Origin of the sequence: Granulicella mallensis, assembly GCF_014203225.1 — a bacterium.
Lineage (GTDB): Bacteria > Acidobacteriota > Terriglobia > Terriglobales > Acidobacteriaceae > Granulicella > Granulicella mallensis_A.
The window spans coordinates 194,264-218,754 of sequence record NZ_JACHIO010000005.1; the positions used below are offsets into that span (position 1 = coordinate 194,264).

Here is a 24,491-nt window from a genome sequence, read left to right on the forward strand (position 1 = left end):
GCCTTCTACCCCAGAAACATCTTCTCCACATCCAACCAGTTGTTGACGCGACGGAAGCCGGTGACGAAGGCATTCGCGGGGGAACTGAACAGGATCCCTTCGCCGTGGAAGAGCCGTAGCTGGCGGGGGTTGTCGTCGATCAGGTAGTCGGCGCGGAGGATGCTCTTGTTGCCGCAGAAGACGATGTGCGACGTCGGGATGAAGGGGAAGTGCTGGGCCAGCCAGCGGAACTTCGCGTTGAAGCTCGTCGGCACTTCCATTGCCGCGGTGGCGATGAAGATGTCGTAGTGTTTCTGCAGGCGTTCGAGGACCCGCTGCGCGTGCGGCATCACGTCCAGCACGCCGAAGAAGTCGTCTGTCCGCATGTATTGATCGAGTGCCTTGAGGCGTTCTGCAGGTACGTAGTCCCAGAGCCAGCAGCCGTGTAGGTCGGCGGGTGTGAGCTTCTCGTTGAAGTCGCGGTTGTAGCGCAGCAGGTGTTCACCCAGCGCGTCGGCGATGACCTCATCCATGTCGACGCAGATGATCTTGCGCTCCGAGCCTTGGGATTGCGGCGAGGTCATGCGCGCGACTCCAGCGACTTGGCAACAGCCTTGGCTGAGGCCAAACGTTCGCCCGCTGCCCAGCTACCCGGAGCGTCGCGCCGAGGGTCCCAGAAGAGCATGCGCCCGCAGGTCTCGCAGGTAAAGATCTCGTGGTCGTGCTCGCGGCCCGTGAGGTCGTTCCAGCGCTGCGGACGCACCATCATCTGGCAGGCCGAGCACTTGTGGTCGATCGCCTCGGACACTCCCGTGCCCTTGGCCTTCGAGATGCGGTCGTAGGTAGAGAGCGCCGCCTCTCCCGCGTCGGATTCCTTGATGAGCGCGCGCAGGGTCTGACGTTCGCCCTCGATCCCCTGGACAGCTGCGTTGTTGCTCTGCGTGACCTCGGCGGCGCGGGTGCGTTCGGCTTCAAGCGCAGCGGTGGTCTTCTCGACGGCTTTGGTGGCGGTCTCTTTCTCGGCGTCGAAGCGCTCGGTGCGCTCCATCGAGGCGAGCTCTTCGTCTTCAAGCTTGGAGATCGACTCCTCGGAGAACTTGATCTCGTGCTCGAGCGCGGTAATCTGCGCGGCACTGGTGGCGGAGTCCATCTGCTTGCGCAGACGCGCGATCTTGCCGCGGCGGTCGGTTACGTCCGACTCCTGCGAGCGGCGCAGGACTTCTTCTTTGGTGAGTGCCTGTTTGGCGGCGGCGAGCAAGGCTTCGGCCTTGCCGCGCGCGGCTTCTGCGGCAGCTACGCGGCGGGGTGCTTCGGCGAGCTCTTCGCGGAGGCGCTTCAATTCCAGGTCCTGCGCCTGGAGAACGACGAGATGCTCGAGGTTGGCGTTCATCGTGCTCCTTTCGAGCGGTTGTTGCCCAATGGAAAAGGCTAGCACGTTGCAGCAGGATGAGGCATCGCCAGTCGATCGCATGGGCCATCCCCTAAACTGGTAGGCATGAAACTCAAGCTACCTGATGGCCCTTTCAAGGCGTACCTGTTCGACTGCGACGGCACCATCGCCGACTCCATGCCGCTGCACTTCATTGCCTGGAACCGGGCGCTCTCGGAGTGGGGTGGTGTGTTCAGCGAAGACCTCTTCTACGCCTGGGGCGGCATGCCGATGGCCGAGATCATCACCACTCTGAATGAGCAGCAGGGGTTGACTATGCCGATTCCTGCCGTCATGAAGCGCACAGAGGAGATCTACTTCGAGATTCTTCCCGACCTGACGGCTGTCCCGGAGGTGCTGGAGCATGTTGAAGCCAGCTACGGGAAGATTCCGTTCGCTGTTGTCTCCGGAGGCACGCGGGAGGCAGTGACGGCGTCTCTGACGACGCTGAAGATCCTGGACAAGTTCGAGACCTTGGTCTGTGCCGGGGACTACCAGCGCGGCAAGCCCGATCCTGAACCCTTCCTGATCGCTGCAAAGAGGCTGGGCGTTGCACCCGAAGACTGCCTCGTATTTGAGGATGCGGACCTGGGAATTCAGGCGGCAGTGGCGGCCGGAATGGCCACGGTAAAGATTCCTCACCCGCGGGAACGGCTCGTAAAGGTAGAAATTACGGCAAATTCGTGAATCGCTGGCCGTTTCGTGGAATCTGAAGTAACAACTCATGGCAGCCGCAACCGCAATCGAACTTCCAGCAGGTCAAACCTCCTCCGCTCCGGCAGTGCCGTGGCGGCCGAGAATCAATCCGTGGATCGTCGCGATGACCGTAACGCTCGCGACGTTTATGGAGGTGCTCGACAGCTCGATCGCCAACGTTGCGCTGCCGCACATTGCGGGTGGTCTGGGGGCCACGCAGGATGAAGCCACCTGGGTCCTGACGGCCTATCTTGTTGCAAACGCTGTGATCTTGCCGGCGGGCGCGTACATGACGACCTTCATCGGCCGCAAGAAGTTCTATATGATCTGCGTCGCGCTGTTCGGTATCTCGTCCGCCATGTGCGGGCTGGCTCCGACGCTGCCATTGCTGGTCTTTTTCCGTGTTCTCCAAGGCATTGGCGGCGGCGGCCTCGCACCCAGCGAACAGGCGATTCTTGCCGATACCTTTCCGCCGGAAAAACGAGGGCAGGCCTTTGCGATGTACGGTTTGGCGGTCGTCGTCGCCCCGGCCATCGGGCCGACGCTCGGCGGCTACATCACCGATAACTTCGACTGGCGCTGGATCTTCTATCTCAATATTCCGATCTGTCTGCTGTCGCTCTACCTGACCTCGCGCATCGTCGAAGACCCACCCTGGGTCGAGAAGCAGGTCAAGGAGTCGCAAAAGGGCGGGATCAGACTCGATCTCCTGGGCTTCGGCTTGCTGGGTCTTACCTTTGGATCGTTGGAGTTCGTCCTCGACAAGGGGCAGGAAGACGACTGGTTCTCTTCACACCTCATCATGTTTTTCTGCGTGACGATGGTGATCGCGTTCATCGTGATGATCTGGTGGGAGCTCAAACAACTGCGTGACGGTCATCGACCGATCCTGAATCTCACGCTCTTCACGCGGCGGCAGTTTGCCGTCAGCTTTGTACTGATGTTCGTACTCGGCTTCTCTCTCTATGGCACGACGATTCTGATCCCCCAGTTCGTGCAGACGCTGATGGGATATACAGCGGAACTTGCAGGAAAAGTACTGTCTCCTGCCGGCTTCATGATGATGGCGATGATGCCCGTGGTGGGTTATCTGTCGGGCAAGATCGATCCGCGCAAGCTGATTGCGTATGGCTTTCTCATGCTGACGCTATCGCTGCTCTACATGACGAACCTGAACCTGCAGTTGAGCTACGGCCAGCTCGTCATCATGCGTATGTTCCAGGCGTCGGGTCTTGCGTTCCTGTTCATCCCGATCAATACCATCGCATACATCGGAGTGAAACAGAGCGAGAGCAACGATGTCTCGGGCCTGACGAATCTTGCGCGCAATATCGGTGGCTCGTGCGGCACGGCGTTTATGGCGACCATGCTGACGCGCCGTACCGCTACGCACGAGAGCATGATGGTGCGAAATCTTACGACGGCCAATCAGGGATTCAATTCGCAGGTAAAGTCGATGGCTGGATCGTTCAAGATAGGCAACGGCACAGGCCCGGTGGGTGGTGGGCCTTCGCTCGGAGCGATGCACCAGGCGCAGGCCTACATCTACAACCAGCTTCACCGGCAGTCGGCGAACCTTGCCTACGTGGACATCATTCGTGACCTCGCGATCTTTTGCGCTTGCATGCTTCCGCTGCTGTTCCTGATTCCTCGGCCACCAAAGCATGCGTCGTCGAGTGCGGGACATTAGAGCGTGAGCCGGTAATTCTTCAAAGAGTCAATTTTCCAAAGAAAAGAATGGTGTTGTTCGGAATAGCGCGAAGCGCGTTCCCTGATGCTTTAGCGTCAGGGAGTCGGAGGGAGCCGTAGCCTTTAGGCTACGGAATCAAGGGCAGGCAAGAATTGGGCTTTAGCCCCGGGCCTTTCGTTTGCCGCGGAAAGAAGGCCCGGGCCTAAAGGCCACATCTTTGCTAGGCCTCTATTTCCGTAGCCTAAAGGCTACGGCTCCCTCCCCCCGCGACGCTTTAGCGTCGCGGTTTGCGGTTTGCGCTATTCCAAACGGGCCCAATCTTCAATGAATGAAGGATTCGGAACACTAGAGCCACGTAGCATCTCGGGAAGCGTTTTTCTTTACGAGAAGATCGTTCAAGAACAAAGCATTCGCTGTGGCATGGCCGAGGGCTGTGTTGTCGAAGATGATCCAGGTCTCGACCTTGCTCGTGCGCAGATCGCTCGCAAGCTGCTGAAGAAACTCCTCACCATAATCGGAGTAATACGTGCGCGGTGCACCGTGCAGCCGATAGTAGCGAAGGCCCTGCCAGCCGCCTGGTTTCGCGGCAAGCGTGGAGCCCTTGGGTGGATCGGCGGCAACGCGCGCAATCTCGAAGTCGCGGAGCAGTCGATCGACGGCAGGAGCGAACCAGCTTGCATGACGTGGTTCGAAGACGGTCGCGCCGGTATGCAGTTCGCGGAGCGTGGTGAAGAACTCGTGTGCGATCCCTTCATCGAAGGCCAGCTTGGGGGGAAGCTGCACGAGGAGCGGACCCAGCTTGTCGCCAAGGCCGCGAACCTGATCCAGAAACTCCTGCAACAGAGCGCCGGTATTGATGAGCTTTGCAGTATGCGTGATGGTCTTGGGAATCTTGACAGCGAAGCGAAAGTCGTCCGGTGTGGTCGCGGCCCAGCGCTCCCATGTCTTGAGCCGGTGGGGCCGGTGGAAGCTGGAGTTGATCTCGACGCAGTTCAGGCGCTGGGCGTAGCGGATGAGGTGGGAGCCTTCTTCCGGAAACAGGGACGCATGTTGTTTGGGGAGCGTCCAGGCAGCGGTGCCGATGCGAATTGGCGAGGAGGATTCAGTCATTGAGAGAGGCGTTTAAGCTGATACTTGAGATGTAATCTATTCGGCACGTTCTTACACATGCAGCCTACGATAAGGGAGGATGGAAATCATGAGTGCACTCGCAGTTAGTCCGGCCTATACAGCGCTGCTCGTCAAGTTTCCTCCACGCGTTATCAAATCGGAGGAACAGAACGAAAGCTACATCGAAGCATTGCATAGCCTCGAACAGCGGTACGGTAGTTGGAGTCCGGAAGAAACAGAACTCGCAGACTTGTTCACACTTCTGATTGAAGATTTTGAAGAGAAGCACTACACGCTGCCCAAGTGTTCTCCCTTGGAAATGATCGAGTTTTTCATGGATCAGAACGGATTGAAGCAAAAGGATCTGGTCGACGTGTTTGGCACACCAAGTATCGTTTCCGAGGTAATGAGCGGCAAGCGTGAGTTGAACAAAGAGCAGATTCGTTGGCTTAGTGAAAGATTTCACGTCTCACCGGAGCTGTTTTTCTAAGAGTGATAGCGACGTTAGCCTCTGTGAACAAACAGAAGAAAAGGACGGCGCATCAGCGCCGTCCTTTGTTGTTTGTGTGTAGTTACTTCCCAAACGTCTGCGGCGTCGGGAACGGATTGCGCTCGTCGAACTGCACCTGGTGCCAGTAGGGATACGCCGGGTTGACTGCGCTCGCGGCATCGAGCTTGGCCACCTGTTCGGGAGTCAGCTTCCAGCCTGTGCTGTCGAGGTTCGCGCGAAGCTGCTTCTCGTCACGCGCGCCAATGACCAGCGTCGAAACCGTGGGGCGGCGCAGCAGCCAGTTCAGCGCGATCTGCGGAACCGTCTTGCCGGTCTCCCTGGCGACTTCGTCGAGAGCGTCGACGACCTTGTAGAGGTACTCGTCGGACATTACCGGACCGCCGTCCGCGGCCTTGTGCAGGCGCGAGGTCTCAGGCAGCGGCTGTCCACGGCGAATCTTGCCGGTGAGCCGTCCCCAGCCGAGCGGCGACCACACCAGAGCGCCTACGCCCTGGTCCACGGCGAGCGGCATCAGCTCCCACTCATAGTCGCGGCCGATCAGCGAGTAGTAGACCTGGTGGCCTACATACTTCGCCCAGCCATAGCGCTCGCTGACCGAGAGCGACTTCATCAGGTGCCAGCCCGAGAAGTTCGAGCAGGCGATGTAGCGAACCTTGCCCTCGCGCACCATCGTGTCGAGCGTATTCAGCGTTTCCTCGACTGGCGTGGTCGCATCGAATGCGTGCAGGTGGTAGACGTCGATGTAGTCGGTGTTGAGCCGCTTCAGGGAGCCCTCGAGCGCCTGCGTCAGGTGGTAGCGCGAGCTGCCCACATCGTTTGGCCCCTTGCCGAAGCGGAAGGTCGCCTTGGTCGAGATCAGCACGTCTTCGCGCTTGAGGTGCGCGATCGCTTTACCGAGCATCGCTTCGCTGGCACCGGTGGAATATACGTCGGCGGTATCGAAGAAGTTGACGCCGGCTTCCATGCAGATGTCGATCAGTTTGCGGGCGTCATCCTGCGAGGTATCGCCCCAGGCTTTGAAAAATTCGTTGCCGGCGCCGAACGTGCCGGTGCCGAAGCAGAGCTCGGGGACTTTGAGGCCGGAGCGGCCAAGAGAGCGGTATTCCATTTGAACTCCAGTGTGGTGGATAGTTTGAGGCCGGAGGGCATGCGCCGGAAGAGCATGGCCTTCGCCATGCCGAAACAGGATACCCCAACGTTTTCGTATGTGTTTGCGACGCTTATTCGTCGCAAACGATCGGCCGACAGGGCCGAAGCCGTGTTCCTCCGAAGATCGAACTGCCCCTGAGGAGGATGCAGCGCTAACGATTCTTTGGATGCGAGTTGGAGGCTGAGGGACTCTCGGGGAAGTCACAGCTCAGGCCGAGCTTCCGGGCCGCATCCTCCAGCGCAGCCTGGGTGTGAAAGAACCGATGCTGTGGATTGGAGTGTGGAAAAAAGCGAATGACGATCTCTCTGCGCTCCACGGCATCCTGCTTGCCATCGTGAAAGGGATAGCCCAGGGCCTGTAAAAGATGCAGCGAACCCTCGTTGCCGCTGGGATTGCCGTCATCTCCGACGATGCCGTAGACGCTGTGTCCGGTGCGCTGCGAGTGCACTGCAACAAAGTCGCCGAGCCGGGCACCCTTGCGCGTAGCTTCCCGTCCCAGCACAACATAGTTGATTCGCGTCGCGTCGACGTAGCGGCGAAGATCGCGCGCATTGGTGAGCGCGGGATCGGTATAGGCGGTCTGTGAGATGTAGTAGCCCGGGGCGGGATCTTGGGGGCCCTGCACCACGGGGATGTTCGGATGGTCGTCATCGGTAAGGTAGCCGACGATCTCCGCTCCGGGTATGCCGCGAAGGTGCGCATTGCGAAGGTAATCGAGCGTCGGCTTGCTGGGTGGGCCATAGGCCGTCGGAGCGCCGTCCACGTCGACATCCATGCGATGGGTGAGGATCTCGAAGGAGGGAGCAGGAGCCTGCGCTCGCAGACCCAGCGTAACCGCGTCAACGGTAAACAGAACGAAGGCAAGCACGCGCCAGGGATTCGACAGGGACATAGGGCAGGAAACAGGGAACTCAAGAGCTAACAGAAAACGGTTGTGCATGCATAGGTTAAACGTTCGACCCTACTCAAATTAGACGGGGCACGGCGAAAAGCCGTGCCCCGTCGGTGCTGTTTTCTGTCTTCTGCCTTACGGTGCTGTTGGCGTCGGCCGGATTGGCGTAGCCGTGGGGACGGCGAGGCCGAAGAACATGACCAGGCTGTTCGAATTGGAACTCGAAACCCACACATTGCCGCTGCGATCGGGAACCGTAGCGCTCGGCGCCTGCAAGTTGATATCCAACCCGAAGCCGCCGGGGACGGTGCAGGTTGTATTTCCGTCTTGCGTGGTCGTGCATCCGCTGGTGTTCGGCGAAATGCTTGTCAGGGTCGTGCTTGCGATGCCCGAGAGCGTTCCCTGCCTATTGGGCGTAATCGAGCGAAGGTTGGCAATCCAGAGGTTTTCGCCCGCGTCGATCGACAGGCTGCTGAGAAGCGCAGGGTTTTGAAGGCCGCCGACCTGGAGCTGGTTGACGACTACCGTGCCCGCTGGATTGATCTCGCTGACCGAGTTGTTTCCTCCGTCTGCGATCCAGGCATTTCCCAGGCCGTCAGTAGCCAGACTGCTCGGGGTGAAGCAGCACACCGGCCGCATGGCAGTGCCGTCTGCTGCGACGTGCGTAACCGTACTGTCGCCGGCCCCATTCGGAGGCCCGCCAGTAGCGCTGCAGCCCGAGACGCACGCATTGGCAATCCAGAGGCCGCCTGATGCATCGGCGGCAATCGCTACAGGGAAGTTGACATTGTTGACGGCCAGGGGCGCAAAGGCACCCGTGGTGGGATTGAAGACCGATTCATGGTTCGTATTCTGGTTGAGGACGAAGATCTGGTCACTGGCATTGGTTGAGAGGGAGACCGGGAAGTACGTCCCGGTAGTGGAATTGGGGTCCAGGAAGTAGGGCACGCCGCTGGCGCTGTTGACGATAGGAGTGCCCGGCGTCGACGAACTCGCACCGGAAAATCCAGTGAGGCTTCCATTGAGCGCGCCCTTGGTCTCCTCATTCGTGACCCAGACATTGTCGCTGGAGTCGATGGTCAGGCCCAGAACCTCATCCAGGAGGCCAAAACCGTACCCTGTAGAGGGGCTGAGCGGAGTGCCTTGCGGGGAGAACTCACTGATGCTGGACGTGTTGGGCTGGCCGGTAGAGTCGTTGTGATTGCCCGCCCACACGAAGCCGTTGCTGTCGATATCGATAGGGTCAGGATTGCTCAATCCGCCGCCAGTGATCGTCATCGTCATCGTCCAATCGTTCGGCGCCTTGGGCAGCGACGGGAAGGGCGGCTGGGACGAGGCTGCCGTAAAGACTGCCGCGACATTCTGAGCAGGATGCTTGACGATGTTCAGCGCGGCCCCGAGGGTGTCGGTCGGTGCGACCCCACCGCTTGGCGTTGCGGCGGTGAACAGGGGACTGCAGGAGGAGCCGCCATCCGAGTTGACGCAGGAGGCGATGGCATTGGCCAGGGTGTACAGCTTGCTGGTTTCGATGGTCAGGTTTGCAGGAAGCGTTGTAGGGGGCAGGCCTGTGCTGGAATCGGCGAGCAGTTGTGCGTCCAGAAAGGCATTCTGGATGCCCTTGGTGTTCGTCGAGCTCGAGCCGACGTTGGTGTAAGACGTCGTGAACGGTGCCAGCGCCCAGGCCGCGGCTGCAGTCGTTACCTCGTTGATATTAACGAAGGAGAAGCTGCTGAGGTTGCTGCAGTCTCCAAGTGCGGCCATCAGGACGAGCGCATTGTTGTTGCCCGTGCCGAGCCCAGGATTGCCGTTGACCGCCACGATATAGGTCTGATCCGTGCCGGAGGGGCAACTGTAGTTGGTGCCGATATTGAAGGTGCCGCCCTCGCCGGTAGTGACCGCACCCTGGAGGATCGAGGTCGCGGCAGAGCCGTTACCGCCGGTACCCGCGACGTAGAGGAAGATAGAGGCGCCTGTGACAGGCTGCTGGCCACCGAAAACATGGCCCTGGATGCCGAGAGTTCCTGTGCTGGAGGTATCGAGAGCCCCGGTTCCGCAGCCGGTCAACACAGAGGCCAGACAGACGGAAGCGGAGAAAGCCAGGGCAAATCTGGACAGAGAGAGCGTACGAAAAGAGGCCATGATGGGCAAAGTTTACGCTATTCCCACAACAGTAGCCATGAATTTCCGCTAACCGGGCCGGCGGAAACCCCGCGCGGAGCAAGGGTGAAATGCTCTATGGGCGATTCGTTTTGTCTGTCCAGGTATAGCGATGTGAAATTCTGTGCAGGCGGCCCGTAAGCCGAATTTTGTTTTAGACGATCATTCCTCTAGGCGACGCATTACTGCGGCGCTCCAGCAACCTACCCGCAGGTTCCGGTCAGCATGCTTGCGCACACTCTGAGCCCTTCAACCTGGGCGCAACGGGCCGTTGCGCGACTGCCGACTGAAGAGGGTCGGCTGTCTCCCTGCCTATTTGGTCTTGCTCCGTGTGGGGTTTACCGTGCCGTTTGCATTACTGCGAACGCGGTGGGCTCTTACCCCACCCTTTCACCCTTACCGCAGACCGCTTGCATGAACGTGCCTCTTGCGAAGCCCGTTCAACAGCCTGAGGCGGTTTGCTTTCTGTTGCACTGGCCGTCCCCATACCTTGACGCATGGGTCCCGGACGTTATCCGGCACACTGCCCTGCGGAGTTCGGACTTTCCTCCCCCTCCCGACAGCAAGCCGCGGGAGGCAGCGATCATCCGGCCGCCTGCACTCCTCTCAGTGTACGCCCCGAAGTACCCGTCACAAACCGGCAAGTAGACTAGGTCGATGAAACAGGCTGTAGCAGGGACCGGTATCGCTCCTGAAATCGAAGTACCCGCGATTGAGTTTCGCCGGTTGTTGCTGGGCTGGTACCGCGAACACGCTCGCGTGCTCCCCTGGCGCGGGATCGACGACCCCTATGCGACGTGGCTGTCGGAGGTCATGCTGCAGCAGACACGCGTGGCCACGGTGATCGAGCGCTATCGCGAGTTCCTTACCCGCTTCCCCACGCTGCAGGCCCTGGCCGCAGCGGAAGAGAATGACGTGCTCGCCCTGTGGAGCGGGCTGGGCTACTACCGGCGCGCGCGCATGCTGCATCGCGGAGCCCAGTTTGTGGTGGGCGAACTGCATGGGGAGATGCCGCGCACAGCAGCGGAGTTGAAGGCCTTGCCGGGTGTCGGCGACTACACCGCCGCCGCGATTGCCAGCATCGCCTTCGGCGAGAGCGTGGCGGTGGTGGACGGCAACGTCGAACGCGTCCTGCTGCGCCTCATGGGACTGCCGGAAGAGCGGACAGGGCAGGGGCGCGCCCGGATCACGAAGGCGGCGCAGGCACTGGTGCCCGCCGCGGCGAAGCGCGGGGTCGGCAATCCTCCGGGAGACCACAACCAGGCCATGATGGAGCTGGGTGCGACGATCTGCACGCCGAAGTCGCCGTTATGTCTGCAGTGCCCGGTGGTTGGACTCTGCAGGACGCGGGGCGAACATGTAACCCCGGCGAGAGAGAAGCAGCGGAGCCGCAGTGTTGCCTATCTACTCGCGCGACGCGGGGAGAAGGTCCTGCTGGAGCGGCGTTCGGCCGAGGCCTCGCTGATGCCGGGCATGCTGGAGCTTCCACCGCTGCCGATGGATGCCGTTACGGCGTATGAGCCGCTGCTGCGGGTGAAGCACTCGATTACGAATACGAACTACGACGTGCAGGTCTTTGCGGAGAGCAAGCTGCGCGATGCGGTTCCTGCGGCGGCGAACGATTTGATCTGGACGCCAGCGGCGAAGCTGCGTGAGCTGCCGCTGACAGGGCTCGCGCGCAAGGTGTTGCAGCGGGTGGGTGTGATGCTGCCGAAATAGCAAGGGCCGTGGTGGTCGACGTCTTTGCTGTTGCCTGTTTTTCGTCGTCGCTGTTGTTGCCGCCGCCTTTGCCTTTGCTGTTGCCGTTGTTTGTTTTTCGCCGTCATCCTGAGCCGTAGGCGAAGGACCCCCGCATTGGGGCCACCACAACCGCATAGGGCTACCCCGGCCTGACGATGTCAGGCTGGGTACAGATGCTTGGCGAGTAGCGTTCGCTCCAGTGGCATTGTGCAAAATGCGGGGGTCCTTCACCTACGGCTCAGGATGACGGCGAAAAACAAACAACAAGAGCACTGTATCGCCGCCTATACTGGCAATCAACCAGAAACACGCTGCAAAGGAAGACGTGACGATGACGAAGTATTGGACGATGACAGCGCTGCTGCTGATGGCAGCGGGCATGAGCACAGGCAAAGCATTGAGCCAGACCCCGCTGAACACGGCGGAGAAGTCGGTAAGCTCAGACCGTATTCGCGAGCAGGACAAGTTCCTCTCCGACGATCTGCTCGAGGGGCGCTACCCAGGCCTGCGCGGCGGCGAGCTTGCAGCCCAGTACATCGCCACGCAGTTCGCGCTCGAAGGCCTGACTCCTGCTGGGGATAACGGCACGTTCTTCCAGCAGGTAAACTTCGTCGGCATGAAGGTCAAGCCGGCGGAGACGTCCTTTACCCTGGAATCGGAGAAGGGCAAGCCCGTCCTGCTGAAGTTTGGTGACGACTTCGTCGTTACGAACCAGACACTGACCCCGGTCACGACGATTGACGCGCCGATCGTCTTCGTCGGCTACGGCGCTACAGCCCCGGAGTTCAACTGGGACGACTATGCGGGTGTCGACGTCAAGGGTAAGGTCATTCTCTGCATCGTCGGCGACCCACCCTCGGACGACCCGAAGTTCTTCGCGGGCAAGGCGCTGACCTACTACGGTCGCTGGACGTACAAGTTCGAGCAGGCGGCCCGCAAAGGCGCGGTAGGCGCGCTGATCATTCATCGCACCGATCTCGCGAGCTATGGCTGGGACGTGGTGAAGAACTCGAACTCCGGCGAGCGCACCGCGCTGCGCGATGACGCCAACCCACGCCTGCAGGCCGCGAGCTGGATTCATCTCGACGTGGCGCGCAAGCTGTTCGCGATGAGCGGACTCGATCTCGACAAAGAGTTTACGGCTGCGGGGCAGCGTGGTTTTCATGCGGTCGAGCTGCCCGTGCGGCTGAAGGCCACGGTGACCAGCACGGTGCGCCCGTTCCAGAGCCCGAACGTCGTCGCGATGCTGCCGGGACAGAACAAGGCCAGTGGCAAGCCTGACCAGGCGGTGCTCTATACGGCGCACTACGATCACCTCGGCTTCGTTCCGGGGATGCCGGGCGACAACATCTATAACGGCGCTGCCGACAACGGGACCGGCGTGGCGATGATCCTGGAGATGGCGCGGGCCTGGAAGCAGGTGCCGCCGAGTGACCTGCCGCACTCGGTGATCGTCGCAGCCGTTACGGCGGAAGAGCAGGGGCTGCTGGGCTCGGAGTATCTGGGCCAGCATCCGCCGGTGCCGGTCTCGCAGATCGCGCTCGACATCAACTACGACATGCTGCTGCCGATCGGCGTACAGCAGGAGATCAACGTCAACGGAGCGCAGCGCACGACGTTCTATCCCGAGGTGCAGGCGACGGCTAAACGCTTCGACCTGGCGATCGTGCCCGACCCTCGGCCCGAGGCGGGCAGCTATTATCGCAGCGATCACTTCAGCCTGTCGCGTGTAGGCATTCCGGCGTTCTCCGTCGACGCGGGCACGCTGTATGAGGGCCATGATCACGCGTGGGGCGCCGCACAGGAGAAGAGCTTCAACGAGAACCACTATCACAACTTCAGCGATAACTTCGATCCGAACTGGGACTTCAAGGGAGACGCGAAGCTGGTGCGGTTCGGCATTGATCTTGGCTGGCAGGTGATCCACGCGCCGCACACGGTGGAGTGGAAGGCCGGCGATGAGTTCGAGGCCGCGCGCAAGGCGAGTGAAGGGAAGTAAGGGCGACCTATCCTTTGTCCAGTGTTCAGGTCACCCGTTTTTCGTCGTCATCCTGAAGCGTAGCTGAAGGACCCCCGCATTCGTGGTGGCACAACCGCATGGGGCCACCACGAACAAACAATGTTGGGCCGAGCTAATTGGCCAGCGAGCAGCATTTGCTCCAGTGGCATCGTGCAGAATGCGGGGGTCCTTCGCCTATGGCTCAGGATGACGACGAAAAACAAGCAACGACGAACTACTCTTTCGGCTCACTGGAACCCTGCCGCAGCCACAACCCGCTCCAGCTCTCGGAGACGAGGATACTGTTGCCGGGGTTGCGTGGGTCGTAGCGCACCTGCACCGCCTGGTCCAGCCGGAAGCCGCGCACGCGTTCGGGCAGACGTGAGACATCCTGCGCACAGTTATACGTCACGCCGGCGAGGCGGTAGCTGTAGAACAGGACCTCGGGTGTGGGCGAAAGGCTCTCCTCACCATTAAGCGAGCGGGCGTCAACAAGGTAGCCGTCGGTAATGCGTCCGCTCATGGCGATCAGCTCGCAGCGACGGCGCTCCAACTCATCGGCTGAAGGACGAAGGCGTCGAACGACCCACCAGGCGATGCCAGAGGCAAGGACGATACCTGCAACAATGCCGCCGATCAGGCGCGGGGCCTGTCGAATCTGGCCATCGAAAACGTGCACGAGGTCATGGAAATAGGGCTTCACGGCTTGGGGAAAGAATAGCGCAGAGATTTGTTTTCTGGATGAAAGGTGAGCCAAGTATGGTTCGCGCCTGACGATGTTTTTGCTGCTGCCGTTGCTGTTGCTTTTCTGGTTGTCATTCCGAGCGTAGCGAGCGAACCTGCTGTCTCCCGTTTTTCGTTTGTACTGCCCAGAAAATATAGGCGAAATCAAGAAGGCATAGGTTGAATTGGCACGAGTTAAGAACGGGAGGAAGCAGGTTCGCTCGGCTTCGCCTCGGAATGACAACCAGAAAAGCAACAGCAACGAAAATCAAGCCCCACAACCCCAAACCCCACGGCGATATACTGCCCTGTGCGACCTATGCGAAAAAATATTGCGAAAACAGACAGAAACGGCCACCCGCTCGACCTAGGCGAAGGCCGCCGCGTGCGCTCGACGACGGTCATCTGCGTGCGCCGCGGCGACTCGATGGTGATGGCGGCCGACGGCCAGGTGACCCTTGGATCGACGGTCATGAAGCATTCGGCGAAGAAGATCCGCCGCCTCTACAACGAAAAGATCCTCGCCGGATTTGCGGGTTCGACGGCGGATGCCTTCTCGCTGTTTACGCGCTTCGAGGCCAAGCTGGAGCAGTATGGCGGCAATCTCGGGCGTTCGGCGGTAGAGCTCGCCAAGGACTGGCGCACCGACAAGCTGCTGCGCCAGTTGCAGGCGCTCCTGATCGTCGCCGACACCAAGCAGATGTTCCTGCTGAGTGGCGATGGCGACGTCATCGAGCCCGACGCGGTGGCAGACGGCCTGATTGCGACCATCGGCTCGGGCGGAAGCTTTGCGCTGGCCGCCGCGACCGCGCTGATGGAGAACACGCAGATGACCGCGCGCGAGATCGTCGAACGCAGCATGAAGATCGCGGCGGAGATCTGTATCTACTCGAACCAGAGCGTGACCATCGAAGAGTTGAAGGCGGCGGAGTAGCCGCCGGGATTGAAATTCAAGGAGACTCCATGCTGCGCTTAGCTAAATGCATTCTTTTTGCCGGAGCTGTCCTCGGCCTGGCCGCTTTCTCGCCCTCTCTGACGGCACAGCGCAAGGCCGCACCGGTGAACTCCTCCTCCGCGCCGGTGCCTGCGCCGATCCTGCAGGGCAAGAAGGCGTTCATCTCCTTTGAGCTGGGCGATGTCAGCTCGTTCCCTTCGACCTACAGTGGCGGCCCGGAGCGCGCCTACAACGAGTTCTTCCAGGGCATGCAGGCGTGGGGGCGATACGAGCTTGTCGCCGACCCGAAGGACGCGGACGTCATCTTTGCAATCCGGTTTGTCGACACGCCGGGACTCAGCAACCCGCAGATTCGGGTGGGGATCACCGACTCGCGCGGACGGGTCTCCCTGTGGGGCTTTGCCGAGGAGATCAACGGCGCGTTTCGCAAGAAGAGCCGTGACGCCGCCTTCTCGGCCGCAATCGACCAGGTCATCAACGACGTGAAGCTGCTGGTGCAGCCGAACGACGCACATCCATAGCCTGCACGCAGGCAAGTTTTGCAAGAAAGAAGAACCCTAGAATTATGGCAATCTATCTACCCGGAACGGCTGAAGACCAGGCACTCGCGCTCGATGAGATGACGCCGCGCGAGATCGTGGCGGAGCTCGACAAGTATGTCGTCGGCCAGGCCGCCGCGAAGCGAGCAGTCGCTATTGCGCTGCGTAACCGTTCGCGCCGGCAGAAGCTTCCGCCTGAACTCGCCGAAGAGATCATGCCGAAGAACATCCTCATGATCGGCTCGACCGGCGTAGGTAAGACCGAGATCGCGCGGCGGCTGGCGAAGCTTACGAACTCGCCGTTTCTCAAGATCGAAGCCTCGAAGTTCACCGAGGTCGGCTACGTGGGGCGCGATGTCGAATCGATGGTGCGCGACCTCGTCGAGATCGGCATCGACATGGTGCGCGAGGAGAAGCTCGACGAGATTGAAGACCGCGCCGAGCTGGCTGCCGAAGACCGTCTGGTCGATCTGCTCGTGCAGCAGGGATCGCCGAGCACTCCAGCTACAGAGACAGGCCCGCCTGTACCTCGGCTGGTAGTGGCGACAAGCGAAGAGCAGCTTCCTCCCGAGGTGATCGAGATGGCACTGCACCTCAGCGGGCAGAAGCCGCCTGTTGCCGAAGGGGCACCCAATGCCTCTCCGGCCCTGGCTGTAGTGCCTAAGACCGATGCAGAACGGGCTCGCGAAAAGGACAGGCTGCGCCAGCAGTTTCGCGAAGGCCGGCTCGACGACCGCATGGTCGAGATTGAGACTCGTGACCGCAACATGCCGCAGATTGAGTTCATCAGCAACCAGCCGCCGGAGGACATGGACTCAAGCGGGATGAAGGAGATGCTCTCCGGCATGTTCGGCCAGCGCACGCGCAAGCGGCCGATGAAGGTGGTCGAGGCCTTCGACTATCTCGTGCAGGAGGAAGAAGGCCGCCTGCTCGACATGGACCAGGTCACCCGCCTGGCGATCGAGCGCGTTGAGGACTCCGGTATGGTGTTCCTCGACGAGATCGACAAGATCGCCGGACGCGAGGGCGGCCACGGCCCGGACATCAGCCGCGAGGGCGTGCAGCGCGACATCCTTCCCATCGTGGAAGGGACGACCGTCAACACGAAGTACGGCATGGTCGCGACGGACCACATCCTCTTCATCGCGGCTGGTGCGTTTCATGTGTCGAAGCCCAGCGATCTCATCCCGGAGCTGCAGGGGCGCTTTCCTATTCGCGTGGAACTCCAGCCGCTGACGGTGGCCGACTTCCTGCGCATCCTTACCGAGCCACGGGCGTCTCTGGTGAAGCAGGCGACAGCGCTGCTCGAAACCGAGGGCCTCACCCTGGAGTTTGCTCCCGAGGCACTGGAGGAGATGGCCAACTTTGCCTTCCAGGTGAATGAGACGACGGAGAACATCGGCGCACGGCGGCTGCATACCATCATGGAGAAGGTGCTGGACGAGATCAGCTTCCAGGCTCCTGATCTGGTGAAGTCCACGGAGCCGGTCGCCGGGGCAAAGCCCGTGCCTACCCTCCTGGAACGCACAACGGACAAGGGCACGCAGCGCGTGCTGCGCGTTGAGCGCGAGTACGTGCAGCAGCAGGTTGCCGACATCGTGAAGAACCAGGACCTGAGCCGGTATATCTTGTAGAACTTGCCTTTGCTTTTCTGGTTGTCATTCCCGCAGGGAATCTGCTTCTCGAATTACCACAACTTTAGAAGTAAGGAACGGAAGGGGCACGATTCAATCGTGCCCCTTCGTCCGTGCGGGTGCCTCGTATCTGTGCCTAACCAAATCCCAATCTATCCAGTTGACAGCCTAAATCTACATATATAGATTTAATCCCATGAAGCTGCGTAAGTCACCGCAAACCACACTCGTGCTGGCTGAGTTTCTTCAATGCGAGCAGGAGTGGCGCTACGGCTACGACATCAGCCGCAACACAGGGCTGAAGTCAGGGACGCTGTACCCGATCCTGATGCGGCTGGCAGAGCACCACATGTTGGAGACTAGCTGGGAGGCCACGGAGACAGGCCGCCCGCCGCGCCACATGTATAAGCTGACGAACGACGGCTTGCGGTACGCGCGTGAGCAGGTGAGCGCTGCTTCTGTACAGTCTGCGGGGCAACCAGCATTCGGTGGGGTGACAGCCTAATGACTCTCGTTCGCAAATTGGCGCTTAAGGTTTCGAATACGGTCGTACGCTTCGCCTCACCCGGTTGCAAGGAGTGGGCAGAAGGGCTGGCGCGCGAAGTTGATTTTGTTGAAAGCGATTGGGGTGCATTGCTCTGGGCGCTTGGCAGTGCGCGGGTTCTGTTCGACTACCGGGAAGCGCCTGTCGATTCGCTCTACGAGCTCTCTCGTGTGGCACAGCGGTTTGCAGAGGTAACACGCCGCGGAAATATAGCCTGGGGCATCCTGTTTTCGCATGGCTTTATCTATAGTGACCGGCTCTCCCACGCGACAAACTTGTCGGAGCGCGTTGGCTGCAGCCTGGTTATGTTCGGTGCGATCTCAATGGGGATGATTTCGTTAATTCAGTGGCGCAATAGGACAAAGGTGCCGCCGGACGACGATATTACAGCGCTCATCCGGTTTTACAGATCGAGGCTCGAATATATGCGAGATCTCTACCGTTCTCCCAAGGCGTGGATTACTGGTGTTGCCTTTCTCGCCTATAGCGTCGGCCTGATGCTGGCTGAGCGGGGTGGAGTTCGCGTGCATCCGGGCCGGGATGTGGTTATCGGTCTTTTATGGATAGGTGTGGCGCTGCTGTTTTTGCATACGCGGCGAATCAACCGGAGACGGCTGGAGCGCTTGGAAGTGCTGCTCGCGGAGAGATCTTAAACGGTCTTCGCGGACCGGCCACATTGCCTAGGTGTCTGCCAATACGAGAGTAGCCGTAGGATGGCGTCAAAAATTAAACAACAGCCGCTACCCTATACTTGTGCCATCCGCACAGGGGAGTTTCATGACCAGTTCACGCAGTCGCCGGCTGCTCGGTTTGTATGCGCTTTTCATGTTGGTGATCGCCTTCGGGTACGCCCGTTACGACGGCTACCTCATGGACGGCGATGGCACAGCCTTCCTGGATATCTCGCAGGCCCTGACCGACGGCCATGCCGGACTCGCGATCAATGGCTACTGGAATCCCGGCTATCCGGCGGTACTCGCCGCGGTGCGAATAGCCGTCCACCCCACGCGTTGGACCGAGATGGCGATGGCGCGCTATACGAATGTAGCGATCTTCGGGCTGGCAATCCTGGCGTGTCTCTTTTTCACAGCCGGTCTGGTGCGGCTGCGCGCGCAGCGTGGGCCGGGTGAGCCCGGAGCAGCTGTTCCGGATTGGGCGCTGCACCTGCTGGGCCTGGCCTTGCTGACCATGAGCGCCGGACGCGAGCTGCCGCTGACGGCGGTGCGTTCCGACACCTTGTTGATGGTGTTGCTGCTGTTGGCGATGGGGCTGGGACTTCGGTTGCAGGCCGGTTCGGGTTTCTGGGCGTGGCCAGTGCTGGGAGCCACGCTGGGCTGCGCCTATCTGGTCAAATCTTTTGCCTTTCTGCCCTCCCTGTTCCTGCTGTTGGCGGTATTGATCTTTGGGCTCACCCGCAAGGGAAGCGAGCGGACGAAGATCGTCTCCGGCGCTGTCGTAACGGGGATCGTGTTCGCGGCGATTGCGGGACCGTATGTCGTGGCGATCTCGCGGCAGTTGGGGCACCTGTCCACCGGCGACTCCGCACGGCTGAACTACTGCTACTTCATCGACCAGACCCCGCGCTGGCACGAGTGGTACCTCCACGATCTTGGCCATGCCGTGGGAACCTTCACGCATCCGGAAGCCGTCATCGCCGCACCGCCTCCGGTCTTCAGCTTTGCGGCGCATCCGGTGGGCACGTTTCCGCTATGGTTCGATCCGGCGTACTGGACCGTTGGCCTGACGCCGCACTTCTGGCTCAAAGGGCATGTAGAGCGGTTGATTCGCTGCACGGAATTATTCGTGCGGTATCTGCTGGGCCGGCCCGAAGCCTTCGTTCTGCTTGGCGTAATGCTGGCCTTCGGTGCGATCTGGCCACGACGGCGCGCCTCGCTGGTGGGTGGTCCAGCAGTTGTGTGGGGACTGCTGATGCTGGGGATTTACTTTCCTATCGACCTGCAGGAGCGTTACCTGATGGCGCCATTTCTTCTGGTGCTGCTGCCGCTCTTCGCGTGGCTGCAGCGCAGGGAAGGGAACGAAGGGGAGCGGGTGCGATGGATTGCCGGTGCTCTCGTGGTCTCATTCGCAGGCATCGCCGCCATGCAGGCTGTGAGCTATCTGGCGGAATGTCGTCGCCTGGAACCGAGCGCGCATCGCGGAGAGGCCGGCTACAACCCGGAGATGAATCCCATGGCCGAGGCACTGGACGCGATGGGGCTCAAGCCCGGCGACAAGATCGCCTGCTTTGGCGATACCGCCTGCTATCTCGACCACCAATGGGCGCGATTGGCGGGTGCGCAGATCCTGGCTGAGGTGGAGACGCCCAACAACGCCGATCCGCAGCAGGTATGGGATTCGATCCCCGATAAGCACTCGGTGACCGAGCCGCTGCAGAAGATGGGCCTGCGGTTTATCGTGACGAAGTTCGCGAACTCGGTGCGGAAGCCCGAGGGATGGGTGCAGCTGGGGGATAGCGATTTCTTTGCGTATCCGTTGGAGGCTGCCTCGCGCTAGTGACTTATTTCCCACCATTCACAACAACGCTAACGTTGACGGATGATCGAGGCAGGTATCGAAAGATAGGTCATCCGCTTGGCCTCTTTGCGGCCCCGGGCGACGGAGTCCAGCACCAGGCCACAGACCATCGAGAGGAACGACAGCAGCACGATCCCCGTGGAGAGGATGGCCGTCGGAAAGCGTGGGACGAGATGCGTCCGGTGGAACTCAATCAGGATCGGCACGCTCAAGCCTACGCCCAGCACGAACAGGATGACCCCGGCAATCGTGAAGAACTGTAGAGGACGTTGATCCTTGACCAGCGAGACGATGGTCGCGAGGATACGCACACCGTCCTTGTAGGTGTTCAGCTTGGAGGTGCTGCCTTCGCCGCGGTCGCGGTAGGGCGTTTCAAGCTCTCCGAGTGGCATCTTGAGCTCCAGCGCGTGGATGGTCAGCTCGGTTTCGGTTTCGAAGCCGGAGCTCAGTGCCGGGAAGCTCTTGACGAAGCGGCGGCTGAAGACGCGGTAGCCGGAGAGCATGTCCGTAATGCGGTCGCCAAAGATGGCGCGGACGATGCCGGTGAGCATGACGTTGCCGAAGCGATGCCCACGCCGATACGCAGCGGCGATGTTGGTGACACGCGTGCCGGTGACCATGTCGATGCCTTCGGTGAAGAGCATGTCGAGCATGGGAACGGCGCTGGCGGCCTCGTAGGTGTCGTCGCCGTCGACGAGCACGTAGGCATCGGCCTCAATGTCGGAGAACATGCGACGCACGACGTTGCCCTTGCCTTGGAGCCGTTCGACGGAGACAAAGGCCCCGGCAGCCTGGGCGACTTCGATGGTGCGGTCGGTGGAGTTGTTGTCGTAGACGTAGATTGCTGCGGAGGGAAGTTCACGGGCAAAGGCCGCAATCACTTTGCCGATCGCTGCTTCTTCGTTATGGCAGGGGATCAAGACCGCGATACGCGGTGCGGTGTCCTGGACGCTGGCATGCGCGGCCTGATTGGTAGCACGAAGTTCCCCCATTGCCTCCAAAGGCTATCACCGATGGAAGGCCGGGAAAGACACTTTTTCCTCATCGCTCTAGAATGGGCGTATGCCGCATATGGAAGAAAGTAGGTTAGAGCGCCTCTTGCGGCTGGCCGCCCTCGGGTTTTCGCTTTTCTTTGTACTGTCATTCCTCTTTATCGCGCTGCATCGGCTGCACTATCCGTTTGAGATAGACCGCGTCGAGAGCGGCATGATGACCTCGGTGTGGAGGCTGCGTCACGGCTATCCGCTCTACGCGGCGCCGAGCCTGGAGTGGGCTTCCTACCTGTATGCCCCCCTGTTCTTTTATCTCTCTGCCGCATTGTCCAAGGTCATGGGCCTCAGCTATGCGCCGCTGCGGATGGTATCGATTCTTTCGGCGTTCGGCACCTTTGGCGTGATCTTTCTGATGGTCTGGAAAGAGACGCGGCGGTGGGCCGCCGCGGTGGTGGCTGTCGGCCTCTTTGCCAGCCTGTACGTGCTGGTGCTGGGCTGGTTCGATGTGGGCAGGGTCGATTCGCTGTCGGTGTTCCTGTTTCTCCTGGCAGTACTGGCGACGCGGCGCGCGCATCCTCTGCTGGCTGCGGTGATGTGGCTGCTGGCCTTCCATGGCAAGCAGACTTTTCTCCCCCTGGGGCTGGCGATCTTCCTGGTGGAGTGGCAGCGACCAAAGCGCATGCTGATGGGCATGGCTGCCTTTGCGGCCATGGCCTGGGCCAGCGTGGCCTGGCTCAACCATCTGACGCAGCACTGGTACAGCTTCTACGCTTTTGGAACGACGGGGTCTCTCGGCTGGGCTCCGCGCGAGGCCGCGATGTTTATGCCGCACGATCTGTTGGAGCCGTTGCCGGTAACCGTGATCCTCATCCTGGCCGCTGTCCTGCTGGCCCCCATGCGCTGGCGCGAGCAGGAGGGATCATTCTTTGCGATCGTGACCGTCCTGATCGGCGGCGCGGTGTGGTTCGTTCGAGCGCATGGCGGAGCCAATATCAACGCGACGATTCCGCTGTATGCGTGGGTCGCGATTCTGACGGGGATAGCGGTTCATCGGCTCCTGGAGCGGTGGGAGACAGCGGGCAGTCCCACTTTTGCAGTGGGCCGTGCGCGTATCACTGTGCCTGCGTTGCTATGGCTGGCGCTGACGGTACAGTTGATGGCTCACCTCTATCGTCCGGGGCAGGTGCTGCCCATGCAGGGAGCGCTGGAGGGCCGGCAGCAGTTCATCGCAGACCTGCGAGCGACCCCAGGGGACGTATGGGTCGTAAACCACAGCTACGATGGCCTGATGGCAGGCAAGCCGATGCACGCGGAGATGGACGCCCTGGATGCGGTGCTGGGCCGGGGCTATCAGCCGGCCGTACAGGAGTTCGATCGTCAGATCTCCGGACAGCACTTTACGGCGGTCGTTCTGGATCGTGATCCGGACAGCTATGCGCCTAAGGGGCTCTTTACGGCGGCGCCGTTCAGCAATGTCTATGTCTTGCGCGTTGCGGCTCGCGGTGCGCAGGTGGACCAGCCAACGCTCATCCTGCTGTCGTGCGCGGTTGCTTCCACTGCCCAGCCCCAGAGCGGTTTGCTTCGTTTGGATGTTGGTTTTGTAGACCGCTCCCCGTGCAAGTCTTAGGGGAGACGAGCACAAAAAATGGCGACCCTTTCAGGTCGCCATTTTGTTTCAGAGCATAAGGAGTTTAGGAGATCTCCGTCAGACGCTCGGTCAGCAAGTGCTCGAGGCCAACGAGGGCTTTGGCGAAGCCGTCAATGCCTTCCTTCAGCTTGTCGTGCGCCATCTTGTTCTCTGCGTGCATCTTGTCGAAGGTAGCCTTGTCGACCGAAATCTTCTCGATCGGATCGTTCTTGGAGGCAGCCGGATCGAGCTTGCGGGGCAGCGTGCCTTCGCTCGTCTGCAGCTCTTCGAGCAGCTTGGGTGCGATGGTGAGCAGGTCGCAGCCAGCCAGCTCGGTGATCTCGCCGATATTGCGGAAGCTCGCTCCCATGACAACCGTCTTGTAGCCGAACTTCTTGTAATAGTGATAGATCTCGGTGACCGACTGAACGCCAGGATCGTCGGCGCCCTTGAAGTCCTTGCCGGTGTCCTGTTTGTACCAGTCGAGGATGCGGCCTACGAAGGGAGAGATCAGGGTGACGTGCGCTTCGGCGGCGGCGACAGCCTGGTGTATGCCGAAGAGCAGTGTCATGTTGCAGTGGATGCCCTCTTTTTCGAGGATCTCGGCGGCGCGGATGCCCTCCCAGGTGGAGGCGAGCTTGATGAGGACGCGATCGGGGCCGATGCCGGCGGCGGCGTACTGCTTGATGATGTCGCGGGCGGCGGCGAGCGAGCCCTCGGTGTCGTAGCTCAGGCGAGCGTCCACTTCCGTGGAGACGCGGCCCGGGACGATCTCAAGGATTTTGAGGCCGAAGGCGACAGCGAGCGACTTGAAGGCGGAGGCGGCAACATCGGCGTTGGAAGCTCCGGCCGGTGCCTTCTCGCGTGCGGTCTTCAGAACACCGTCAACGATGGGCTGATACTCGGGCATGGTGGCGGCCGTTGCGATGAGCGAAGGATTCGTCGTCGCGTCGGTCGGTTTGTACTTCTTGATGGCGTTGATATCGCCGGTATCGGAGACGACGGTCGTCATCGACTTGAGTTGATCCAACAAATTTGCCATTTCGAAACTCCTCGGGGAGGGTTGTGTGGGGCGCGAGTCAACCGCGCGTAGGAACTCCATTATAGAGCCCTTTGGCTACGCCTGGCAGATGCGGTCTGGCAGGAGCGAGTACGGAGCTCGTGCGCCTGATGGTTGTGGCGTTATATTTCTCAAAAATTATTAGAGCCTTGCTGGTATGTCTCGACATGCAGTAACACTTTCGTTACCGTAAAGATGTGGTCGAGCTGGTCGAGTACGTCAACGCGGTTGGACTCTCTCCCTTTGCAAAGTGGAGATCAACACTTGATGCCATGACAAGAGCGCGCATCACCGTAGCCTTTGACCGCGTAGAGCGCGGGAATTTTTCCGTTGCGAAGGGTGTTGGAGCTGGTGTTTCAGAGCTGCGGCTGGATTTTGGTCCAGGTTACCGGGTGTACTTCGGGCGGGATGGCGAAACCATCGTCGTATTGCTGGGCGGTGGGACGAAGAAACGTCAACAGGCAGACATCGATGCCGCACAGAGTCTGTGGCAAGAGTACAAGCGAAATAAAGGGAAGAGAGTCTGACA

At 60.5% G+C, this 24,491-nt stretch carries 22 protein-coding genes and 1 other RNA gene; 13 read left to right on the forward strand and 10 right to left on the reverse strand.

Annotated features, from left to right (window positions below):
- Positions 1-5: 5 nt before the first annotated feature.
- Complete coding sequence (locus tag HDF15_RS07105) at positions 6-563, reverse strand: 5' nucleotidase, NT5C type (RefSeq protein ID WP_184254081.1); 558 nt, start codon at positions 561-563, stop codon at positions 6-8.
- The gene (locus tag HDF15_RS07110) at positions 560-1,369 is read right to left on the reverse strand and encodes a zinc ribbon domain-containing protein (protein ID WP_184254083.1); all 810 of its coding nucleotides are present in this window, start codon (positions 1,367-1,369) and stop codon (positions 560-562) included. Before HDF15_RS07110 ends, HDF15_RS07105 begins: the two co-directional genes overlap by 4 nt.
- 105 nt (positions 1,370-1,474) lie before the next feature.
- Between HDF15_RS07110 and HDF15_RS07115 the strand changes: the two genes are divergently transcribed.
- Both HDF15_RS07115 and HDF15_RS07120 read left to right on the forward strand, forming a co-directional pair.
- The gene (locus tag HDF15_RS07115; RefSeq protein WP_184254085.1) at positions 1,475-2,095 is read left to right on the forward strand and encodes an HAD family phosphatase; all 621 of its coding nucleotides are present in this window, start codon (positions 1,475-1,477) and stop codon (positions 2,093-2,095) included.
- 37 nt (positions 2,096-2,132) lie between these two features.
- The gene (locus HDF15_RS07120; protein WP_184254087.1) at positions 2,133-3,794 is read left to right on the forward strand and encodes a DHA2 family efflux MFS transporter permease subunit; all 1,662 of its coding nucleotides are present in this window, start codon (positions 2,133-2,135) and stop codon (positions 3,792-3,794) included.
- A 345-nt stretch (positions 3,795-4,139) separates the two neighbouring features.
- On the opposite strand, the gene HDF15_RS07125 is transcribed toward HDF15_RS07120, so the two are convergent.
- Complete coding sequence (locus tag HDF15_RS07125) at positions 4,140-4,904, reverse strand: DUF72 domain-containing protein (RefSeq protein WP_184254089.1); 765 nt, start codon at positions 4,902-4,904, stop codon at positions 4,140-4,142.
- An 88-nt stretch (positions 4,905-4,992) separates the two neighbouring features.
- Between HDF15_RS07125 and HDF15_RS07130 the strand changes: the two genes are divergently transcribed.
- Complete coding sequence (locus HDF15_RS07130; protein WP_184254091.1) at positions 4,993-5,394, forward strand: type II toxin-antitoxin system HigA family antitoxin; 402 nt, start codon at positions 4,993-4,995, stop codon at positions 5,392-5,394.
- 82 nt (positions 5,395-5,476) lie between these two features.
- Here the strand turns inward: HDF15_RS07130 and HDF15_RS07135 are convergent, their stop codons facing one another.
- The 4 genes from HDF15_RS07135 to rnpB form a co-directional block, all read right to left on the reverse strand.
- Positions 5,477-6,523: an aldo/keto reductase gene (locus tag HDF15_RS07135; RefSeq protein WP_184254093.1), complete on the reverse strand. Its 1,047-nt coding sequence runs from the start codon at positions 6,521-6,523 to the stop codon at positions 5,477-5,479.
- Between the two features lie 193 nt (positions 6,524-6,716).
- Positions 6,717-7,457 carry a hypothetical protein gene (locus HDF15_RS07140; RefSeq protein ID WP_184254095.1) on the reverse strand — a complete coding sequence of 247 codons (741 nt, stop codon included), beginning with the start codon at positions 7,455-7,457 and terminating at the stop codon, positions 6,717-6,719.
- A gap of 135 nt (positions 7,458-7,592) precedes the next feature.
- Positions 7,593-9,596, reverse strand: a complete 2,004-nt coding sequence (locus HDF15_RS07145) for a hypothetical protein (protein ID WP_184254097.1) — start codon at positions 9,594-9,596, stop codon at positions 7,593-7,595.
- A 140-nt stretch (positions 9,597-9,736) separates the two neighbouring features.
- An RNA gene (gene rnpB / locus HDF15_RS07150) (RNase P RNA component class A) lies at positions 9,737-10,213 on the reverse strand.
- A 58-nt stretch (positions 10,214-10,271) separates the two neighbouring features.
- Here rnpB and HDF15_RS07155 point away from each other — a divergent pair.
- Entirely contained in the window at positions 10,272-11,333 is a 1,062-nt protein-coding gene (locus tag HDF15_RS07155; RefSeq protein WP_184254099.1) for an A/G-specific adenine glycosylase, read from the forward strand.
- Between the two features lie 352 nt (positions 11,334-11,685).
- Positions 11,686-13,353 (forward strand): M28 family peptidase, encoded by a 1,668-nt coding sequence (locus HDF15_RS07160; protein ID WP_184254101.1) that lies wholly within the window; start codon positions 11,686-11,688, stop codon positions 13,351-13,353.
- Positions 13,354-13,588: 235 nt separating this feature from the next.
- On the opposite strand, the gene HDF15_RS07165 is transcribed toward HDF15_RS07160, so the two are convergent.
- Positions 13,589-14,032, reverse strand: a complete 444-nt coding sequence (locus HDF15_RS07165; protein ID WP_184254103.1) for a DUF3592 domain-containing protein — start codon at positions 14,030-14,032, stop codon at positions 13,589-13,591.
- A gap of 363 nt (positions 14,033-14,395) precedes the next feature.
- Here HDF15_RS07165 and hslV point away from each other — a divergent pair, with 363 nt between their 5' ends.
- From hslV to HDF15_RS07190, 6 genes are all read left to right on the forward strand, one after another.
- Positions 14,396-15,010 (forward strand): ATP-dependent protease subunit HslV, encoded by a 615-nt coding sequence (hslV, locus tag HDF15_RS07170; RefSeq protein ID WP_184254105.1) that lies wholly within the window; start codon positions 14,396-14,398, stop codon positions 15,008-15,010.
- 29 nt (positions 15,011-15,039) lie between these two features.
- Positions 15,040-15,552, forward strand: coding sequence for a hypothetical protein (locus HDF15_RS07175; RefSeq protein WP_184254107.1), 513 nt, complete (start codon positions 15,040-15,042; stop codon positions 15,550-15,552).
- 44 nt (positions 15,553-15,596) lie between these two features.
- Positions 15,597-17,204, forward strand: a complete 1,608-nt coding sequence (gene hslU / locus HDF15_RS07180; protein ID WP_184254109.1) for an ATP-dependent protease ATPase subunit HslU — start codon at positions 15,597-15,599, stop codon at positions 17,202-17,204.
- A gap of 196 nt (positions 17,205-17,400) precedes the next feature.
- Entirely contained in the window at positions 17,401-17,709 is a 309-nt protein-coding gene (locus tag HDF15_RS07185; protein WP_184254111.1) for a PadR family transcriptional regulator, read from the forward strand.
- Complete coding sequence (locus HDF15_RS25505; protein ID WP_221314318.1) at positions 17,709-18,401, forward strand: hypothetical protein; 693 nt, start codon at positions 17,709-17,711, stop codon at positions 18,399-18,401. The genes HDF15_RS07185 and HDF15_RS25505 overlap by 1 nt, the downstream gene beginning before the upstream one ends.
- A gap of 124 nt (positions 18,402-18,525) precedes the next feature.
- A complete protein-coding gene (locus HDF15_RS07190; protein ID WP_184254113.1) occupies positions 18,526-20,262 on the forward strand; it encodes a hypothetical protein in 1,737 nt (578 codons plus the stop codon).
- A 29-nt stretch (positions 20,263-20,291) separates the two neighbouring features.
- On the opposite strand, the gene HDF15_RS07195 is transcribed toward HDF15_RS07190, so the two are convergent.
- Positions 20,292-21,275: a glycosyltransferase family 2 protein gene (locus tag HDF15_RS07195; protein WP_184254119.1), complete on the reverse strand. Its 984-nt coding sequence runs from the start codon at positions 21,273-21,275 to the stop codon at positions 20,292-20,294.
- Positions 21,276-21,381: 106 nt separating this feature from the next.
- Here HDF15_RS07195 and HDF15_RS07200 point away from each other — a divergent pair, with 106 nt between their 5' ends.
- Positions 21,382-22,902 (forward strand): glycosyltransferase 87 family protein, encoded by a 1,521-nt coding sequence (locus tag HDF15_RS07200; protein ID WP_184254122.1) that lies wholly within the window; start codon positions 21,382-21,384, stop codon positions 22,900-22,902.
- Between the two features lie 64 nt (positions 22,903-22,966).
- Here HDF15_RS07200 and HDF15_RS07205 read toward each other — a convergent pair whose 3' ends face one another.
- A complete protein-coding gene (locus HDF15_RS07205; RefSeq protein ID WP_184254124.1) occupies positions 22,967-23,944 on the reverse strand; it encodes a transaldolase in 978 nt (325 codons plus the stop codon).
- A gap of 215 nt (positions 23,945-24,159) precedes the next feature.
- On the opposite strand from HDF15_RS07205, the gene HDF15_RS07210 reads away from it, so the two are divergent.
- Positions 24,160-24,489, forward strand: coding sequence for a type II toxin-antitoxin system RelE/ParE family toxin (locus HDF15_RS07210; protein ID WP_184254126.1), 330 nt, complete (start codon positions 24,160-24,162; stop codon positions 24,487-24,489).
- Positions 24,490-24,491 lie beyond the last annotated feature (2 nt).